Origin of the sequence: Halolamina sp. (genome assembly GCF_036626355.1) — an archaeon.
GTDB lineage: Archaea > Halobacteriota > Halobacteria > Halobacteriales > Haloferacaceae > Halolamina.
On the sequence record NZ_JAZKRY010000058.1, the window covers coordinates 1 to 19,085 of the forward strand.

Consider the following 19,085-nt stretch of genomic DNA (forward strand, 5'->3'; position numbering starts at 1 on the left):
TTCGACACCGTCGATGCAACGATTCGCAGTAATCACTATGAGGGTCTGATTGGTTTAGGCGCTCCGTTCCGGGCGCAGGTATCCGGCGTCGGACGCTCCCGAGTCAGGCGACGTCGCGCTCCTTTTTCAGCCCGCGGAGCAGGTCCTGCCGGGTGACGATGCCGACGAGTTCGCCGTCCTCGATGACCGGCACGCGGTTGATGTCCCGCTCGGTGTCGGCCAGCAGCGCGAGCAGGTCGTCGATGTCCGCGTCCGGGCCGACCGTGACCACGTCGGTACTCATCACGTCTCGGATGGGGTCGTCGACGTGGGCCGCCAGGTCCAGGCCGAGGTCGAGGTCGGTCCAGGAGGCGTCGATGGCGTAGGTCAGCGTGTCGACGAACGGTGGGAGCCCGATGGGAATCCAGAGCACCCGGTCCTCGGTCTCGAACAGGTCGACCAGGTCGCCCTCGGTGACGACGCCGACCACCTCGCCGTCCTCGACGACGGGGAATCCGCTGAAGTCCACGTCCGCGAGCCGGCCGAGCACGTCGCCGACCTCGTCGTCGGGGGAGACGGTCTCGACGTCGTACGTCATTACGTCTGCCGCGTTCATAGCCAGAGGGTTGGCCGGGGGCCACGTGAACGTTGCTGGTCGACGGTGGGACAGACGAAGCAGGGGTCGGCGGAGCGACTACTCGCTCCTGCGGACCACCGCAGTATGACCGAATCGGTCGCCCAGGCGCTGGCGTCGAGAGCTCAGCGCGAGCGCGACGAACCCCACGAAGTAGAAGCCGATGGAGTCCACGGCCCGGAGCAGGTTCCGAACCACGACGCCACGGAGCCCCACCCGGTCACCGTTCTCGGCGATGACGACGATACCGGTGAGCAGTTTCCCCGGCGTCGCACTCAGCGTCGCCTCGAAGACGATGGCGTAGGTTGCCCAGAGGCCAACGCCGACCACGAACCAGAACGCGGAGTAGTCGTGCAACACGAGCAGCGGCGCGAACCCCAGTACGGAGAAGACGTACCAGAGGTAGAAGCCGATGATGACCGCCGGCGCGAGGCTCGCGCGGTTATCGAGGCCAAGCCCACCGAACGTGACCATCCCCGCATACAGGATGGCGAAGACGATCACGGAGTCGATCAGCGTGGCGGCGATGCGGCGGCCGATGACCGCTTTCTCGGTTCCCGTGGCGCCCGGTCCTGTGTCGTCGGTATCGGAGGGAGACTGACTCATTCGAACCGGAGTCGTTCCTCCGCCTCGGTGTCCGTCGGCCCGCTCAACAGCATCTCCTCGACGCTGCGGGCTTCGTACACTTCGAGGTCTGCGACGCCGCTCGCCACGTAGTACGACTCGACGGGGGGGAGCTCCGGCAGGTCACCGGAGACGCGCACCTGGATCGTGGTTTCTGGCCAGAGCCGCGGGAGCGGCTTGCACTCCTCGCTCCCCTCCAGCGGCGTCGGCGCGCCGTCCGCGGGGCCGGCAGCGACAGTAACCTCGCCGAACTCCGGCAGCGACGTCGACCACCGGAAGAACAGCCGCGCGCCAAGCTTTCCGGAGCGGAACTTCTCGGGATAGCGATGGTCGGCCGCGTAGCCGACCAGTTTCGCGGTGTGGACACCGGTGTCGAGGTGGAGCGTCTCCTCGACGTAATGGATCGCATCGGAGTCCCGGCCAGCCAGATGGCAGGCGTAGCCCGCAAGCACGCGGGTCGCGAGCGAGCCGTCGCCGCCAGCGCTGGCTGAGACGGCGTCGTCGAACGCGTCGACTGCGCGGTCGAACTCCGCGTCCGCGACGGCCTCGGCACCGTGTACGAGCTTCTCTCGTGCCTCACCGTCGACGGGAACGCCCGAAAGCGTCTCCGGGTCGTGACTCACCATGAACGAGTAGACGGCCGCCTCGTCGGCCGGCATCGTCAGCACCGCCTCGTGGACGAGCGTCGCGCGAACGCCGTCCTCGACCAGCTCGGCTAACACGTCGTCCGCACAGCGCTCGACGAACCGTTCGCCTTCCTCGTCCAGTCCGTCGGTCGACGCGTTCTCCATCTCCGTTCTGAAGCGGTCCCGCTCGGCGACGTGGAGCGCCGCCTCGAACGCCTTCCGTACCGTTTCGCGGGAGGCGTCGTCCTCGAGCACACGGCGGCCGCCGCTGAGGTCCCGGAGCCCGTTGAGTACGAGCGTGCGGGAAAGCTGTGTCGAGGCCGCGCTCATGCGTCGCCCTCGGTGTCGATCCCGCTGATGTCGCCCGACGGTCCGCCTTCGGGCGTTCCCGGCTTCGTGTCGTCGTAGCGGTGGCAGACGACCCGCCGATTGCCCTCGGGGCCGGCTGACACCTCACGGGGGATATCGGACTCACAGACGCTCGTGTACACCTCGTCGAGTCGGTCACCGGCAGCGTCGTTCCCCTCGTCGACGAGCAGTTCGATGGCTTCCTGTACGTCGTCTCTGCTTGGCTCTGGGAGCTCCACCGTCTCGGCGTCAGTCACGTCCTCTCGGCGGATGTACTCCTCGTAGAGTGCGTCCCGAACCGACGCGTCGTCGGTCGGCTGGTCCTGGGCTTCGAGCTGGCTCCGAACGGCGTCGACGTCGATCCCCTCGTTGCGCAGCCGTGCCTTGAACCGGAGGAGGCGACGCCACTCCTGTTGGGTGCCAACCCAGTCCTCCGTCGGAATGACCCGCGGACAGCGCGGGTGGAACCGACAGCCTGTCGGCGGGTCGATGGGCGTCGGGACGTCGCCCTCGAGCGGGATCCGCTCGCGTTCGACCGTCGGGTCAGGCACTGGAATGGAAGAGAGCAACGCCTGTGCGTAGGGATGCTCTGGGTTGTCGAACAGCTCGTCGGTGCCGGCTGTCTCGACGATTTCGCCGAGATACATCACCGCGACGCGGTCGGTAATCCGGCGGATGACCGAGAGGTCGTGGCTGATGAACAGCATCGTCAGGCCCATCTCCTCCCGGAGATCGTCGAGGAGGTTCAGAATCTTCGCTTGGACGCTCACGTCGAGCGCGCTGGTTGGCTCGTCGGCGACGATGAGCTTCGGCTCGACGGCCAGCGCGCGGGCAATGGCGACCCGTTGGCGCTGCCCACCCGAGAACTCGTGTGGGTGGCGGTCGAGCATGTTGCGTGCGAGACCCACGCGCTCCAGCAGATCACCGGCCCGGTCGATGCGCTCCTGCTTGCTGGCACCGATGTCGTGGATGCTCATCGGTTCGACGAGCGTCTTCTGCACCGTGTATCGGGGGTTGAGCGAGGCGAACGGGTCCTGGAAGATCATCTGGGCCTCGCCCCGGAATGCCCGGAGTTCGTCGTCGTTGTACTCCGTGATGTCCCGGCCCTGGTAGCTGACGGTTCCGCCGGTCGGCTCAAGCAGGCGGAGCGCGGCACGGGCCAGCGTCGACTTCCCGCAGCCGGACTCGCCAACGAGGCCGAGGGTCTCTCCCTCGCGGATGTCGAGGGTGACACCGTCGACAGCGCGAACCTGCGTCGGCGAGCGACCCGGCAGCAGGTTCGTGACCCAGTCGCCCTCCTCGAAATACTTCTCCAGTCCGTCGAGCCTGAAGAGGACGGTATCGGTGTCCGCTGGGGCCGGCTCCGTCACTGATTCCATACTCATTGTGGATCCTCCCAGATACAGGCAGCGTAGTGGTTCTCGTCGACCTCACGGAGTTTCGGATCGACCGAGTGACACTCGTCGACTTCGTACGGACACCGCGGCGCGAAGTGACAGCCGTCGGGTGTGTTCGCGAGATTCGGCACCTCGCCACCGATGGGCTCGAGCTCCTGGTCAGCTTCCGCCGGGTTGGGGACACAGGAGAGTAGCCCCTTCGTGTACGGGTGGCGCGGGTCCGCGAACAGCGACTTCACGTCGGCGTACTCCACGATCCGGCCAGCGTACATCACTGCGACGCGGTCACACACCTCGGCGACGACGCCGAGGTCGTGGGTGACCAGCAGCACCGCCATCCCGATTTCGCGGTTCAGATCCCTGATGAGGTCGAGAATCTGTGCCTCGATGGTCACGTCCAGCGCCGTCGTTGGCTCGTCAGCGATGAGCAGATCCGGTTCGTTGGCGAGCGCCATCGCAATCATCGCACGCTGGCGCATCCCGCCGGAGAACTGGTGGGGGTAGTCCTCCACCCGGTCCTCCGGCGAGGGGATGCCGACCTGCCGCATCAGTTCGACGGACCGCTGACGGGAGGCAGCCATCTTCATGTCCTCGTGGACTCGCAGCGGCTCCCCGACCTGCCAGCCGATGTCGTAGACGGGGTTAAGCGCGCTCATCGGCTCCTGGAACACCATCGAGATGCGGTCGCCACGGAGCTGGCGCATCTCCTCTTCGGATTTTTCGAGCAGGTCCTCGCCGTCGAAGTTGATACTCCCCTGTGGGATGTAACCGGGGTCCTGAATCAGTCGCATCAGCGAGAGACTGGTGACTGATTTCCCCGAGCCGGACTCGCCGACGAGGCCGACGATCTCCCCTTCGTCGATGCCGAAGGAGACGCCGTCGGCCGCACGAACCGTGCCCGTCTCCGTGTCGAACCGCGTGTGGAGGTTCTCGACGGAGAGCAGCGCGTCCTCGCGGGCGATGAGTTCGTGCTCTTCGACCCCGGCTGGTGCCGATCGTGGACCGTGTTCCTGTTGTTCCTGGCTCATGCCTCGGGCCCTCCTTCGGTCGCCGAGCGCGGGTCGAACTCGTCGCGTAGCCCGTCACCTAGCAGGTTCAGCGCCAGGACAGTGATAAAGATCGCAATCCCGGGGAACGTGGAGATCCACCACTCCGCAGGGAGGTAGTTCCGCCCGGTTGCGATGAGCACACCCCACGTCGGCGTCGGCGGCTGGACGCCGAGTCCCAGGAAGGACAGCGAGGCCTCGAAGATGATGGCCGTCGCCACGTGGAACGTCGCCTGGACGAACACCGGCGCAAAGGAGTTCGGGATGACGTGTTTGAAGAGGATCCCCATATCCCCCAGCCCGGTGTTCTCTGCAGCTTCGATGTACTCCTCCTCCTTGATGGAGAGTACCTGCCCGCGTATCAGGCGGGCGTACTGTGGGGAGTAGACGATGCCGATGACGAGGATGACGTTCCGGATGTTCGGCCCCAGCGCGCCGACGAGCGCCAGTGCAATCACCAGCGCGGGGAACGAAATCATCACGTCCGTCACCCGCATCAGCGCCTCGTCGATCCAGCCGCCGGCGTAGCCGGCGACCGAACCGATGGGGACGCCGATAACCATCGCCAGCGCGACTGCGAACAGCCCGACGAGCAGCGAGATACGGGCGCCAGCGAGCACGCGGCTGAAGATGTCCCGACCCGTCAGGTCGGTTCCCATCGGGTGCGCGAGCGATGGCTCGACGAGGGCAGCGTTGTAGTTCGGCTGGACCGGGTCGTACGGCGCCAACGTGAACGGCTGGATTGGGACGCCGAACAGCTTGATTGGCTGGGCGAGTACCGCGGCCAGGACGATGACTACGAGTACCCAGAACGATACCTGCGAGGTACGGTCCAGCCGACCGTAGAGCTCCACCAGCCGCCGGCCACCGTCGGCGATGCGCTCGCCGAGGTCCGGCTGGCTGTACGTCCCACTCTGCGTTTCGCTTTCAGTCATATCTGATCCTTGGATCTAAGACGGCGTACATGAGGTCGACGAGCAGGTTCGCAAACACGAAAATCGTCGCGATGAACAGCACGATCCCCTGGATGAGCGGGAAATCCCGGTTGAGCACCGCCTGGAACAGCAGGCGACCGATGCCGGGCCACTGGAACACCTGTTCGACGACGATGGAGCCGTTGAGCAGGAAGCCGAGCTGCAGTCCCATGACCGTGAGCACCGGGATGAGCGCGTTTCGGAACGCGTGGATCATCACGACGGCCTTCGCTCGGACTCCCTTCGCACGGGCGGTTCGGACGTAGTCCTCGTTGAGCACCTCGACCATCGACGCGCGGGTCAACCGCGTCGTCAACGCCGAAAAGCCCAGACCGAGGACCGCACCGGGGGCGATAACGTGCCTGAGCCAGCCGAAGAAGTCCTGGTTCGGCGAGACGTATCCCCCGGCTGGTATCAACTGTGGGAGCCCGGTCGCGTTCGGTATCCACAACGCGAACAGCAGGATCACCATGATGCCCAGCCAGAAGGCGGGGATGGAGATGCCGGTGAAGGCAATGACGCGGCCGAGGTTATCGATCCACGTGTCCTTGTACACCGCGGAGGCCACACCGACCGGGATGGCGATGAACAGCGCGACCACGAACGCGACGATGGTCAGCTGCATCGTCGGCCAGATGGCGCCGGCCATGATGGTGGTCACTGGTCGCTGGTTGGCGTAGGACGTTCCCAGGTTGCCCTGGAGCGCGCTCCAGAGCCATTTCGCGTACTGGATGTATATTGGCTGGTTCAGCCCGAGCCGGGCCCGCAACGACGCGATCTGCTCCGGCGTCCGGGAAGCGGGGGGCAACAGCACCGCGACGGGGTTGCCCGGCACCAGCTTCAGCAGGAGGAAGACGACAGCTGTGACTCCGAGGAACACCGGAATCAACAGCAGCATTCGCTTCAGCGCGTATTTACCTAATCCCATATTTAGAGAGAGAGAGGAGAACGTTAGGCGCTTGCCTCTCCTTTCCAGACCGTTTCCAGATCGATCGCAAAGGAGGGGTAGGTGTTGAAGGACTGCACGTTGTTGCGGAACGCCTGGTTGACGTTCCACCAGACACCGTGTATCTGGGGCGTATCCTCCATAATCTGTTTCTGCGCCTTCGAGTAGAGCTCTTTGCGCTCCTCGCGGCTGGTCGCCTTGCGAGCGTCCTCCAGCCATCCGTCGACATCGTCGTTGGAGTAGTAGGAGACGTTCAGCCACGCGTTCGTGTGGAACGTGATGTAGCTGTAGCCGTCAGCGTTGAAGCCGTAGGTGAGGTCCTCGACGTGGGAGTTGTAGCTGGAGGGTGGGCCGACCTTGTCCTTGGGCTCGAACGTCTTAGGGTCCCACGCGCCGATGGTCGGGCCCCACGCGGCCGATTTCTCCTTGGGCGTGATCTCCATATCGATCCCGATGTTGGTGTATCCCTGCTGCATGATCGTCGCAGCGTCGGTGAACAGCGGCTGGTTCGTCGGCGAGCAGTTGAACTGCAGCCCGGCCTCACCGGCCTCCTGTGCCAGCGATTCCGCCTTCTGGGGATCGTGTTTGTACTTGGTCACGGAATCATCGTAGGCCCAGTGCCACGGCGGGAAGATGCTCCAGCCGGGGGTCGCGAACCCGTTGAACTTCGTCTGGACGAGCGCCTGCTTGCTCATCCCGTAGGCCAATGCCTTCCGCATCTTCTTCTTTGCAAGTGGCTCGAACGTCCGGGTGTTGACGTAGAGGCTCAGCAGCGAGGAGCCGGGGCGGCTGTTGATCGTGACCGCCTCGGCGTCCTGGAGGCCCTTCACGTCACGGGCCGGCACCACCTCCGAGATGTCGACGTTTCCGGTCTTGATCTGGGTTTTGCGCACCGAGGACTCTGGCACGATGTTCCATCGGGTCTTGTCCAGATACGGCAGCGCGTTGCCGTTATCGTCGGTTTTGAAGTAGTCGTCGAACTTCTCGAACGTGTAGTGGTCGTCGGCGCGTCCCTCGACGAACTTGAAGGGCCCCGTCGCCCAGACGCCGTTGTCCACGGTCCCGAAGTCCTTCCCGTGCTCCTCGATGGCTTCCGGCGGTACCGCCGTCATCCGGCCGTCGGTCAGTTTGTAGAGGAACGGCGCGTACGGCTGTGAAAGTTTGAACGTGATCTCGTACTCGCCCGTCGCCTGCACCGTCTCTTTTCGGTCGAGTCCCTCGCCAACGAGGATGCCCTCGTAGTCGGCACGTGCGGGCGCCTGCACCTTCTCCTCGTCCAGGTCGCCCCAGTAGTCCGTACTCAGGATGCGGTGATAGATGTCGACGATATCCTGTGCTTTACACTCGCCGTAGTCGCCGTGGAACTGGACGCCTTCCTCGATCTGGAAGACGTACTTGGTTCCGCCCTCCTGGGGCTCTGGAATCTCCGTCGCGAGATCCGGTACCAGCTTCCCGTTCGGTGTGACGTCCACGAGCCGGTTGCCGTAGTTGGCCGCTAGCTGCGAGGACGACGTGTCCGTGTAGTGATGCGGGTGGAGGGTGAACGGGTCGGACTGGAGCGCGACGGTTAGCTCGCCGCCCGTCTGAATCTCTCCTTCGGCCTCAGTTGCAGTTGGTACCTCAGTGTCCTCGCCCTCAGTTTCAGTTTCCGCCTCGGTATCGGTCGGCGTCTCGCCGTCGCCGCCGGCACAGCCAGCGAGCATCGTACTTGCGCCTGCGACCCCGGCGGCCCCGGTTTTCAGGAAGGAGCGCCGTTCGATGTAATTGCCAGATTGTGACATACGTAATCAGCAGTATACTCGCAGGGTTATGAGGTTTTTGCTGGTTCCGGCACAGTTTTTATCGAATAGTATCAAAGCCATGGAAGCAGATGATTCTTATTTCTGCTTTTGGAAGAAGATATTATTTACGAATCACGGTTAGGAGCCCCGGTTCGAACAGGTTTGAACCAGCAAATGTACGCAGAGAGATAGCCTGACAGTTCCGAGTAGGATTCACGGTGACCAATCACTGGTAGTATCGAAACACCACCGGATGGGCTAGATAGGTCCGTCATCTGAGAGATGACACGCCGAAAGATGGGCACTACCGTCACCGGTCACCGGCTCGGTCGTCTCACAGACCGTTTCGTAGCGCTTCCGGAGCGTCTCGGCAGCTGCGTCGAACTCTTCGGAGACGACTGAGCCGAGCGCCTCCTCGATCGTCGAGACGTCCTCGCGGGGGAGGTCGACGTCGAAGAACGAATCGATGAACGCCGCCGTCCCACCCCGAACGCTATCGGGGTCGAGCTCCGCGGCCTCGATGCGCTCGCGGAGATCCATCACCTCGCGGAACGCGTCCTGGTCGATATCCAGCTCTTCAGGCGGAATCACCTTGGGACACCGGGTACGGAACCGGCAGCCCGACGGCGGGTTTCTCGGCGACGGGACGTCGCCGGAGAGCGTCGCGACGCGGCGGCCCTGCTCTTCGGCCTCCGCGCGGGGAACGCTCTCCAGCAGCGCCTCCGTGTAGGGATGGTCGGGAGCCTCGAAGATCTCGTCGGTCGGGCCGATCTCGGCGATCTTCCCGAGATACATCACCGCCACCCGGTCGCAGATATGCCGCACGACGCTCAGGTCGTGGGCGATGAACAGGTAGGTGAGGCCGAACTCCGCCTGTAGGTCGTCGAGCAGGTTCAACACCTGGGCCTGCACGCTCACGTCGAGGGCGGACACCGGCTCATCGAGCACGATGAAATCCGGGTCGAGCGCGAGCGCGCGAGCGACCCCGACACGCTGGCGCTGCCCGCCGGAGAACTCGTGGGGGTAGCGGTCCAGTTGGTCACCCGAGAGCCCAACGCGTTCGAGGAGGCTGCCTGCCCGAGCGCGCCGGATCTCCCGGTCCGAGGCGTCGACGGATATCGTGACGGTGACCGTGCCGTCCTGGCTGCTTTCGACGGTCGTACTGAGCAGGTTGTCCGTTCGGTCGAGCGTCACGACGGCGCCGTCCTCGCTCTCGCGGACGGTGACGGCGACTCTTGCGACGCCCGCCTCGGCATCGACGATGCGGTCGATATCGTCGTCGACGTGGACGTCGACGTTGCCTTGACCGAGGGAGTCGCCCACGACGGTCACGTCGGCGACTCCAGCGACGTTCGGGTCGCTGCGGGGGAGCCCGTGGATCTTCAGTCCTTCGGCGATGATGGCGCCGACGGTCATCCGCGGGTCCAAACTGGAGAACGGGTCCTGGAAGACGATCTGGGCGCGCCGGCGGAACTCCGAGAGCTCCTTGTCGCCCAGCGCGAGCACGTCCTCGCCGTCGAAGCTGACGGTGCCGTTGGTCGCCTCCCGAAGCCGGAGCAGCGTCTCGCCGGTCGTGGACTTCCCACAACCGGACTCGCCGACGAGCCCGAGCGTCTCACCCTCGTGGATGTCGAAGCCGATGCCGTCGACGGCTTTGACGCTCTGGGCCTCCCGACGCAGGATACTGTCGATGATGCTGTCCTGCTCGTAGTAGTATTTCTCCAGGTCTCGAACCTGCACGAGCGGGTCAGCTGCATCGGCCCAGGACTCAGTCATCGGTGGGCACCTCCGGTTCCTCGAAGTGGCCAGTTGGTACCGCCTCGCTCTCGTCGTAAGGGCGGTCCGCGAGGACACAGCGGGCCTTGTGGCCGGCCCTGAAGGTATCACGCTCCTCGATCGTGGTGAGACAGGACTCCATCGCCTTCGGGCAGCGGTCGGCGAAGTAACACCGGTCGCCCATCCGCGAATCGAGCAGACTGGGGACGTTCCCCTCGATCGGTGAGAGCCGGGGCGCGGGGTCCTCGACGTCCGGTACCGAGCCCAGCAGCCCCCGGGTGTAGGGGTGGACGGAGTTCTCGAACACGTCCGTCAACGAGCCGCGTTCGACGACCTCGCCGGCGTACATCACGCCGACGCGGTTGCACATCCGGGCGATGACGCCGAGGTTGTGCGTGATGAGCACGACGCTCATGTCCTCTGTTTCCTGTAGGTCCGAGAGGAGGTTCAGGATCTGCGCCTGGATGGTCACGTCCAGCGCCGTCGTCGGCTCGTCGGCGATGAGCACGTCGGGTTCGCCGGCGAGGGCCTGCGCGATCATCGCCCGCTGCAGCATGCCGCCGGAGAACTGGTGTGGATACTCCGTCGCCCGCTCCTCGGGATCGGGAATGCCCACCTGCTCCAGCAGGTCGACCGCCCGTCCCTGGCTCTCGTCGCTGACGTAATCCTGCGAGGGGAGTACGGAGTCCAGCAAGAACCGGCTCAGGCCGTACCCCTGGGTTCGGCTCCGGGTGCGACGCGGGTTCGACCGAGCGCGGCGTTGGACCTCGACGGCCTCGGCGATCTGTTCGCCCACGGTGAGCGAGGGGTTGAGGCTGCTCATCGGGTCCTGGAAGATGGTCGCGAAGGCGGGGCCACGGAGCCAGCGCCGGGTCGATTCCGGCAGCTGGCGGACGTCGACGAACTCGCCGTCGACGGCATCCGGGTGGCTCTCGCGGTGTTCGTCGGCGAGGTCCGTGTTACGGTACCAGACCTCGCCCTCGACGATCCGGCCCGGCGTCTCAACCAGGTCGATGAGCGAGAGCGCGGTGACGGATTTCCCGCTGCCGGACTCGCCGACGATGCCGAACACCTCGCCATCGCGCACGTCGAAGTCGACGCTCTCGACGGCGTTGATCTGTCCCTCCTCCGTGAAAAAGCGGGTCGTCAGGTTCCGTACCCGGAGGATCTCGTCGGCCATCTCAGACACCCCCCTCCCCCTCGATACCGGGGTCGAGTGCGTCCCTGAGCCAGTCGCCGACGAGGTTGATTCCCACTACGGCGAGCACGATCGCGAGGCCGGGCACGGTGGCAATCCACCAGGCCGAGGAGAGATACCCCCGGCCCTGGGAGATGTCGAAGCCCCACGAGAGCGTCGTCCCCGAGAAGCCGAGGAAGGAGAGCGACGACTCCAGCAGGATGATGGCGGCGACCTGAATCGTCGCCAGCACCAGGATTGGCGTCGTCGCGTTGGGCAGCACGTGGCGGGCGACGACCCGGAAATCGTCCGCACCGAGCGCCTTCGCGGCCTTGACGTACTCCTCCTCGCGGATGGAGAGCGCCTCACCGCGGGCGATTCGCGCGAACCAGACCCAGTTGACGAGGCCGACCACGACGATGACGGTGCCGGGGAGCACGAACGTCTCCGGCATCTCCGCCGAGAGGCCGAGGGCACCCCGGACTGGGTCGACGAGCCCCATGATGACGAACGGGTCGGGGACCTCGACGGCCGCACGGCCCCAGAGTCCGATGAGCGCGATCGCGAGTACGAGCGAGGGGAACGCGAGCGAGATGTCGGCGACGCGCATCAGCCCGTCGTCGATTCGCCCGCGGTAGTAGCCCGAGACGAGGCCGACGCTCACGCCCAGCAGCGCCGCCAGCGTCGTCCCGAGGATGCCGACGAGCATCGACGTCCGGGCGCCGTAGATGGCTCTGGAGTAGATATCCTGCCCCAGTGAGTTCGTACCGAGTGGGTGTGCCGTCGTCGCGTTCACCGTTACCGATTCGTTGCTAACCACGAGCGAGCCGTTGACCATCTCGGAGGTGGTCACCTGACTCGTCTTGCTGAAGCCCAGCGGCGGCAGGTTGTTGTTCTCCAGGTCCTGGTCCGCCGGGTTCTGAATCGCGATAAACGGGGCGAAGATGGCGACGAACACCATGAGCAGGACGAGCGCGATTCCCAGCTTCGCCAACCAGCTGGAGCGCAGTTCCTTCTTGAGGTTTCGCAGCGTACGTGGAGAGATCATTCAGTGACCACCTGTGGGTCGAGATAGCCGTAGATGGCGTCGACGACGATGTTCACGACGACGAAGCCACAGCCGATGACGACCAGCGTCGCCTGCAGAATCGGCCAATCACGGACGTTGATCGCGTTAATTAGCGTCGTCCCGAGACCGGGCCAGGAGAACACCGCCTCGGTGATGACGGCGCCGCCGATGAGCGTTCCGAGCTGGAGCCCCAGCACGGTGATCACCGGGATGAGCGTGTTCCGGAGCGCGTGCTTGTAGCGCACGAGCGTCTCGGGAAGCCCCTTGGCCCGGGTCGCCTTGATGTAGGACTGGCCCAGCTCTTCGAGCATCCCCGACCGCGTCAGTCGGGTGATGAGCGCGGTGAAGTACGTCCCGAGCGTTACTGCCGGGAGGATGATGTGTCTGAGCCACTGCCAGAACGCGTCGGCGAACGCGCCGAACCCGTCGCTGAACAGGAGCTGGAACGCCTCGACGAAGCCGAACGCCCGGCCGCTGGTCGGGAACAGCCCGAACTCCACCGACAGCAGGAGGATGAGCATGATGCCCAGCCAGAAGTTCGGCGTCGAGATGCCGACAAGCGAGAACGTCGTCGCCGCGTAGTCGGCCGGCGCGTGGCGCCGCGTGGCGCTGATGACGCCCAGCGGGATCGAGAGCGTGATGGCGACGATGCTGCTGGCGATGGCGAGTTCGAGCGTCGCCGGCAGCTTCGAGAACACCATCGCGCTGGCTTCGATCCCCGAGATGTAGGAGTAGCCCATGTCCCCCTGAAGCAGATCCCAGAGATAGGTGAGATACTGGATGTACAGCGGCTGGTTGAGCCCGAGCTCCTCGGCAATACGTTGCCTGAGCTCCTGGCTCGCGTCCAGGGGCGCCACGGCGTCGACAGGGCTCCCCGGTGTGATAAACCGCAGCATGAAGACGATGCTGACGACGCCCCAGACGACGAGGATTCCCTGGAGCCCACGTTTCAGCAGGAACCGACCGTACGACATCTACTGTTCGCTCGGCAGGCTCTGGGCCTGGTCGATGAGGCGGTCGAGCTCCTCGTTCGAGTAGCTGGTGAGCGCCCCTTCGGTCGTCAGCAGCGGGATGATCGTCTGACTCGCGTCGAACGTCTCGTTCCCCCAGCCCAGCAGGTACCAGTGGGGTTTGTCCTCGAGCTTCCCGGTGGTGACCTCGCCGGCCAGCGTCGCGAAATCACGCTGCTGGACCGACGCGGAGACGTTGGAGAGCTCGTCGACCTGCGAGGCGATCGCCTGGGCGATCTCCACGTCCTTCAGGTAGCGCCCGATGGGCGTGTGCAGTTCGATCTCCACGCCAGCGTAGCCCGATTCCTCGACGAGCGCCTCCGCCTCCGCCTGGTCCTGCGGGTAGACCTCGAGGTCAGGGTTGTAGCCAAAGAACCCCTCGAGAGTCGGCTGTGCGGTGGGTGTGCCGAACGACTGGAGCACGTTCGCGATGATGCTCTCGAGATCGATGGCGTAGTTGATGGCCGTCCGGAACTCCGGCGAGTCGAACGGTTCGACGTCGTAGCGCATCGCGTTGAAGATGACGCGCGTCGACGGCACCGCGGAGATGCTCGCGTTGTCGTCGTTCTCCACACGGCTGACCTCCTGGGGGGGAACGTTGACGACGATGTCAGCCTCGCCCGAGAGCAGGGAGTTCACGCGCGTGCTGGACTCGCTCGCCGATTTGATGGTGAGCGAGCTGATGTCCGCGGCATCCCGCCAGTAGTTGTCGTTGCGGTTGAAGACGACCTGCACTTCGCTCTCGTACGTCTCGAGCACGAACGGCCCGGTGCCGTCGATGTTCTGGTTGATGTAGGAGCTGTCGTTGGCCTCCACCCACGACTTGTTCATGATCGGGCCGTAGCTCGCGAACAGGGAGAAGACGATGGGGTTGAGCCCGTCGCTCATCACGTCGACGGCGTTTTCGCCGTCGACCGGCTCCGCACCGGTGACACCCGCGAGCTGGTCCGACTGTGGGCTCGCGAGTCCACCCGCGTCGGGGTCGACGATGCGGTTGATGGAGTACGCCACGTCCTCCTTGGTGAGGTCGTCGCCGGAGTGGAACGAGACGCCCTCACGGATCGTAAACCGGATGCGGCCGTCCTCGGGACGGCTGTAGTCGGTCGCGAGCTTCTCCATGATGGCGCCTGAGCGGTCGCGGTCGAGCACGCCTTCGTAGGCCTGGAGCACGATGTTGTCCGTCGGCGTCTCCCGGTGGTCCTGCGGGTCGAGCCCGCTGTCCATCTGGGACTGGTTGATGACGACGTCCTGGCCGTTGTCGGTCGCCGGCGAGATGCCGTAGCCGTCGATGAACTCGTCGGCGCGGGCCTCCCACTCGATGTCACTACTCTTCCCGTAGACGGAGTACTGGCGGTTCAGGAAGACCCACGGCGACTGGTCGTGGATAACCCGGTTTGCCCGCTGGAGGTAGCCCTCGCGGGTTGTCGGCTCCGGCCGCTCGGTCTCGGTCTCGTCGCTAGGTTCGGTGTCGGTATCGCTGTCGGTCGACTCGGGAGTGTCGGTGTCGTCCATGCCCCCCTCATCCTCGGGCGAGTCGTCGCCCGCGCAGCCGGCGACCGCGGTTGCGGTCGCAGCACCGGCAAAACTGAGAAATCGTCGCCTGTTAACGCCTGCCTTCTCCTTGTCAGTCATAAACAGGGACACGAGTCGAACTGGCTTATACTCTGCGAATCTCTCGAAATACCTGGATCCCTGTCCCCGGATTTCGTGCCGAATTTTAGGGAAACGCGCGGATTTGGTGAATATTCCGTAAGTGTACTGGGCTGAGATATTTCCGGGTGACCCACGAGCGTCCGCCGCGTTCGTCGAACGTGTGTCAGGATTCTCCTCCCGGGCGTCCTCAGCGGGGCAGGGAACTGGCTCGTGCCAGCGCCCTGGCGCGCTCGGGCCGCTCCACGCTTACTCCTGCTGCGCGTCGACCGCAGCCACGCCAGCGAGGTTGACGATGTCCTTCACCTCGTCACCGCGCTGCATCACGTGAACGGGCTTGTCCATGCCGACGAGCATCGGGCCGATTGCCTCGGCGCCACCGAGGCGCTGAAGCAGCTTGTAGGCGATGTTGCCCGCCTCCAGGTTCGGGAACACGAGCACGTTCGCGGGCTCCTCCAGGTCCGAAAACTCGTAGGTGTCGGTGAGAATGTCCTCGACGACGGCCGTGTCGGCCTGCATCTCCCCGTCGACTGGGAAGTCGGCCGCTGGGTCCGCACGCAGGGCGGCCGCGGCGTGGCGGGGTTTGCGGGTGCCCTCGTTGTCCACGGAGCCGAAGTTGGAGTAGGAGAGCAGCGCCGCGCGTGGTTCGACGTTGAAACTCCGGGCCAGCTCGGCGGTGTGTTTGGTGATCTCGGCGAGAATCTCCTCGCTCGGGTCCTGGTTCACCGTCGCGTCCGCACAGAACACGACCCGGTTTTTGAACGTCAGCATGTAGACGCCTGCCGCGTAGTCGGCGTCCTCGGCGGTGCCGATCACTTCCAGCGGCGGCCGCAGCGCCGACGGGTAGTGGTGCGTGAGCCCCGTGAGCAGCGCGTCGGCGTCACCCTGCTCGACCATCGCGCTCCCGAGGTAGTTGGTGTCCCGGCGAACCAGTTCACCGGCTTCACTCCGGGTGATGCCTTTCCGCTGGCGGAGCTCGTAGAGCCGTTCGGCGTACCGCTCCGTCTCGTCGACGCGCGGGTCGATGGTTTCGGGCGAGAAGCCGAGCCCGAGCCGGTTCGCGGTGTTCTCGATCTCGGAACGGTTGCCCAGCAGCACGGGTTCGGCGATCCCCTGCTCCTGGATCTGGGCGGCCGCCCGCACCATCTTCTCGTCGTTGCCCTCCGCGAGCGCGACGCGCTGCTGGTCGTTCTTGGCCTTGTTGAGCACGACCCGCATCATCTCGCGTGATTTGCCCAGCCGGGCCTCCAGCCGTTCCGCGTAGTCGTCGGTATCGATCTCGGCCCGTGCGACACCCTCGTCCATCGCCGCCTCGGCGACGGCGGGCGCAACCTGGAACAGCACCCGCGGGTCGACGGGTTTCGGGATGACGTACTCCGGGCCGTACTGAAGCGGCTGGTCGCCGTACGCCTTCACGACGGCGTCGGGGACGTCCTTCCGGGCGAGTTCCGCGAGCGCCTCGGCGGCCGCCCGCTTCATGTTCTCGGAGATGTCGGTCGCGCGAACGTCGAGCGCCCCGCGGAAGAGAAACGGGAAGCCGAGCACGTTGTTGACCTGGTTGGGGTAGTCCGACCGGCCAGTCGCCATCACGACGGTGTCGTCGCGGGCTTCGCGGGCCTTCTCGTAGCCGATTTCGGGGTCGGGATTGGCCATCGCGAAGATGATGGGGTCCTCGGCCATCGACGCCACCATCTCCTGGGAGACGATGCCGCCGACCGAGAGGCCGACGAACATGTCCGTTCCCTCTATCGCGTCGGCGAGGTCGCCCTTGGGCAGGTCCTGGGCGAACTGCTCCTTGTACTCCGGCAGGTCGCCCGCCTCGGCGCGCTGCTCGGTGATGATGCCTGTCGAGTCACACATGGTGATGTTCTCGCGCTTGGCGCCGAGTTCGAGGTAGAACTTCGCCGTCGCGATGGCGGAGCCGCCGGCGCCGGAGAACGTGATCTCCATCTCGCTGATATCCTTCTCCAGCACGTCAGCGGCGTTGATCAACCCGGCACCGCTGATAATGGCGGTACCGTGCTGGTCGTCGTGGAAGACGGGGATATCCATCTCCTCACGCAGGCGCTCCTCGATCTCGAAACACTCCGGCGCCGAGATGTCCTCCAGGTTGATGCCGCCGAAGGTCGGCTCCATCGCGCGGACGGAGTTACAGAACGCGTCGACCTCCGTCTCGTCGAGTTCGATGTCGAACACGTCGATGTCGGCAAAGCGCTTGAACAGCACACCCTTCCCCTCCATCACGGGCTTGGAGGCCTGCGCGCCGATGTCGCCCAGCCCGAGCACGGCCGTCCCGTTGGAGACCACGCCCACGAGGTTCCCTTTCGCGGTGTACTCGAAGGCGCGGTTCTCGTCCTCGGAGATATCGAGACACGGTGCGGCAACCCCCGGGGAGTAGGCCAGCGAGAGGTCTCGCTGTGTGTTCGTCGGCTTCGTTGTCGAGATCTCGATCTTCCCCGGCGGTTCGCTCCGGTGGTATTCGCGTGCGTCGTCGTCCATTCCCATGTTCTCGCGGTTCCGGGGAGAGGGGAAAAAGCTACCTGATGGCGTCGAAAACGCGTTCGACAGCCGTCGAAAACACGGCCACGCCGGTCGATCGATCGATTCCGTTTCACCGTCCCGCAGTGGTTCGGCGGGTTCACGGTCGCTGGTCAGAGTTCCGAACTACACGCGTCCCCGCCGTCGGGTACGCCATCAGTTGGCGGGGACATAGCTACGGTCAGCCCTGACCCGGACTCGAATCCAGTGAGGGACGGGGTGAGACGAGCGAGCAGGAATCGCATCCCATGCTGTTCGTGCTGACTTGCAGAGGACACGGGGAGAGTTTCGCACCTGCGAGCCGGACGCGAACCCGCCACGTCAGCGCTCGAGCATCGTGTGGCGCTCGATCTCCCGGTCGAAGCCGACCGCCGAAACCGTCCGTGTTGGCCAGTTCGGTGTCGCCGTGAGACACTCCAGTCCGTCGTCAGCTGCCACGAGATACGTATCTTCACTGCGAACACTACCGATAGTCGGGTTCCACGCGTAACCCATCGGCGCCGTCACCGGCGGCGTTGTCTCCGGCCCTGCGAGCCACTCCCGGCGGGCGAACCCCGCGGCACCGCCCTGGTCACCAGCTTGCCACTCGTCCGGGTGCCCAACCGCGGTGTAGGCGTCCCTGATCGCCTCGAACACCTCGCCGGCGTCGCCGGTGGATTCCACCGCCGAGTGGGTTGCCGCGAGCGCGGTCGCCTGGACCCGAGCGGCCGCGCGGAAGCGCTCTCGGAGCTCCATGGGCGGGTCGAACGCGACGGTTCGAGAAAGCGAGGCGTGGAGGCCACCTCGGGCAGACGTAACGCTCACAACCGCGTAATCGCCGAGTTCGGCGCCGCCCGCCGGGGGTGCCCGGTAGCGTCCGGCCCGCTCACTCCCCGCGACCCGAACTACTGGCGCCTCGATGGTCCCGGAGGATAGCGTGATGCGCAACGCCGACGCCACCTCGTGTTCGGTGTCCTCGGGGCTCAACTCCCGGCAGACTCGCTCGACAGCGGCCGCGGTCTCCTCGCCGAGTTGCCGGTAGTGCTCGATATCGGCCTCGGACAACGGCTGGCGAAGCGGGCCGGGGTCGATTTTGTCCAGGCCTGGCCCGTCGAAATCCGCGGCGGCGGCCTCCGGCGAGCGCTCGGCGACCGCCTCCCCCAGGGGCGTGTGCCATGGCACCGCCTCCAGGTCGAACGCGTCCGGGAGCTCCTCCGCTGCGATGCGGGCGGCTTCGCCGACGGGAGCGACGGCGCGGAACCTCGACAGCTCATCGGGCGGGTCGGCGACGTACCCGGCAGCGGCGACGCCGACCGAATCCTCCCTGTCGACGACGTTGCTCCCCCCGGTGAGCCAGGCGAACGCGTTCGGGCGTGCGAACCAGACCGCGTCGTAGCCCGTCGCCGCGAGATAGGCATCGAGGCGCTCGGTGCGGGCGCTGTGGTCGACCATACGGCCGGATGGTCGCGGCGGCGACTTCAACACCCCGGAGACCGCTTCCGAGGTGTAGTTCCAACACCCCGGAGACCGC

Annotated in this window: 15 protein-coding genes; all 15 read right to left on the reverse strand. The window is 65.4% G+C overall.

Annotated features, from left to right (window positions below; all coding sequences use genetic code 11):
* Nucleotides 1-103: 103 nt before the first annotated feature.
* The 15 genes from V5A38_RS10115 to V5A38_RS10185 all read right to left on the reverse strand — a co-directional run bounded on the left by V5A38_RS10115 (nt 104) and on the right by V5A38_RS10185 (nt 19,006).
* Nucleotides 104-601: a CBS domain-containing protein gene (locus tag V5A38_RS10115; protein WP_345786282.1), complete on the reverse strand. Its 498-nt coding sequence runs from the start codon at nt 599-601 to the stop codon at nt 104-106.
* Between the two features lie 72 nt (nt 602-673).
* Nucleotides 674-1,219: an RDD family protein gene (locus V5A38_RS10120; protein ID WP_332325642.1), complete on the reverse strand. Its 546-nt coding sequence runs from the start codon at nt 1,217-1,219 to the stop codon at nt 674-676.
* The gene (locus V5A38_RS10125) at nt 1,216-2,193 is read right to left on the reverse strand and encodes a hypothetical protein (protein ID WP_332325643.1); all 978 of its coding nucleotides are present in this window, start codon (nt 2,191-2,193) and stop codon (nt 1,216-1,218) included. Before V5A38_RS10125 ends, V5A38_RS10120 begins: the two co-directional genes overlap by 4 nt.
* The gene (locus V5A38_RS10130; RefSeq protein ID WP_332325644.1) at nt 2,190-3,596 is read right to left on the reverse strand and encodes an ABC transporter ATP-binding protein; all 1,407 of its coding nucleotides are present in this window, start codon (nt 3,594-3,596) and stop codon (nt 2,190-2,192) included. Before V5A38_RS10130 ends, V5A38_RS10125 begins: the two co-directional genes overlap by 4 nt.
* A complete protein-coding gene (locus V5A38_RS10135) occupies nt 3,593-4,636 on the reverse strand; it encodes an ABC transporter ATP-binding protein (protein ID WP_332325645.1) in 1,044 nt (347 codons plus the stop codon). Before V5A38_RS10135 ends, V5A38_RS10130 begins: the two co-directional genes overlap by 4 nt.
* Nucleotides 4,633-5,589: an ABC transporter permease gene (locus V5A38_RS10140; protein ID WP_332325646.1), complete on the reverse strand. Its 957-nt coding sequence runs from the start codon at nt 5,587-5,589 to the stop codon at nt 4,633-4,635. Before V5A38_RS10140 ends, V5A38_RS10135 begins: the two co-directional genes overlap by 4 nt.
* Nucleotides 5,582-6,556 (reverse strand): ABC transporter permease, encoded by a 975-nt coding sequence (locus tag V5A38_RS10145; RefSeq protein ID WP_332325647.1) that lies wholly within the window; start codon nt 6,554-6,556, stop codon nt 5,582-5,584. Before V5A38_RS10145 ends, V5A38_RS10140 begins: the two co-directional genes overlap by 8 nt.
* Nucleotides 6,557-6,579: 23 nt before the next feature.
* Nucleotides 6,580-8,355, reverse strand: coding sequence for an ABC transporter substrate-binding protein (locus V5A38_RS10150; RefSeq protein WP_332325648.1), 1,776 nt, complete (start codon nt 8,353-8,355; stop codon nt 6,580-6,582).
* A gap of 258 nt (nt 8,356-8,613) precedes the next feature.
* Nucleotides 8,614-10,131, reverse strand: a complete 1,518-nt coding sequence (locus V5A38_RS10155; protein WP_332325649.1) for an oligopeptide/dipeptide ABC transporter ATP-binding protein — start codon at nt 10,129-10,131, stop codon at nt 8,614-8,616.
* Complete coding sequence (locus tag V5A38_RS10160; RefSeq protein ID WP_332325650.1) at nt 10,124-11,311, reverse strand: ABC transporter ATP-binding protein; 1,188 nt, start codon at nt 11,309-11,311, stop codon at nt 10,124-10,126. Before V5A38_RS10160 ends, V5A38_RS10155 begins: the two co-directional genes overlap by 8 nt.
* Before the next feature lies 1 nt (nt 11,312).
* Complete coding sequence (locus tag V5A38_RS10165; RefSeq protein WP_332325651.1) at nt 11,313-12,356, reverse strand: ABC transporter permease; 1,044 nt, start codon at nt 12,354-12,356, stop codon at nt 11,313-11,315.
* A complete protein-coding gene (locus V5A38_RS10170; protein WP_332325652.1) occupies nt 12,353-13,351 on the reverse strand; it encodes an ABC transporter permease in 999 nt (332 codons plus the stop codon). Before V5A38_RS10170 ends, V5A38_RS10165 begins: the two co-directional genes overlap by 4 nt.
* Nucleotides 13,352-15,019, reverse strand: a complete 1,668-nt coding sequence (locus V5A38_RS10175; protein ID WP_332325653.1) for an ABC transporter substrate-binding protein — start codon at nt 15,017-15,019, stop codon at nt 13,352-13,354.
* A gap of 267 nt (nt 15,020-15,286) precedes the next feature.
* The gene (locus tag V5A38_RS10180) at nt 15,287-17,542 is read right to left on the reverse strand and encodes an NADP-dependent malic enzyme (RefSeq protein ID WP_332325654.1); all 2,256 of its coding nucleotides are present in this window, start codon (nt 17,540-17,542) and stop codon (nt 15,287-15,289) included.
* Between the two features lie 354 nt (nt 17,543-17,896).
* Nucleotides 17,897-19,006, reverse strand: coding sequence for an aminopeptidase P family protein (locus tag V5A38_RS10185; RefSeq protein ID WP_332325655.1), 1,110 nt, complete (start codon nt 19,004-19,006; stop codon nt 17,897-17,899).
* Nucleotides 19,007-19,085 lie beyond the last annotated feature (79 nt).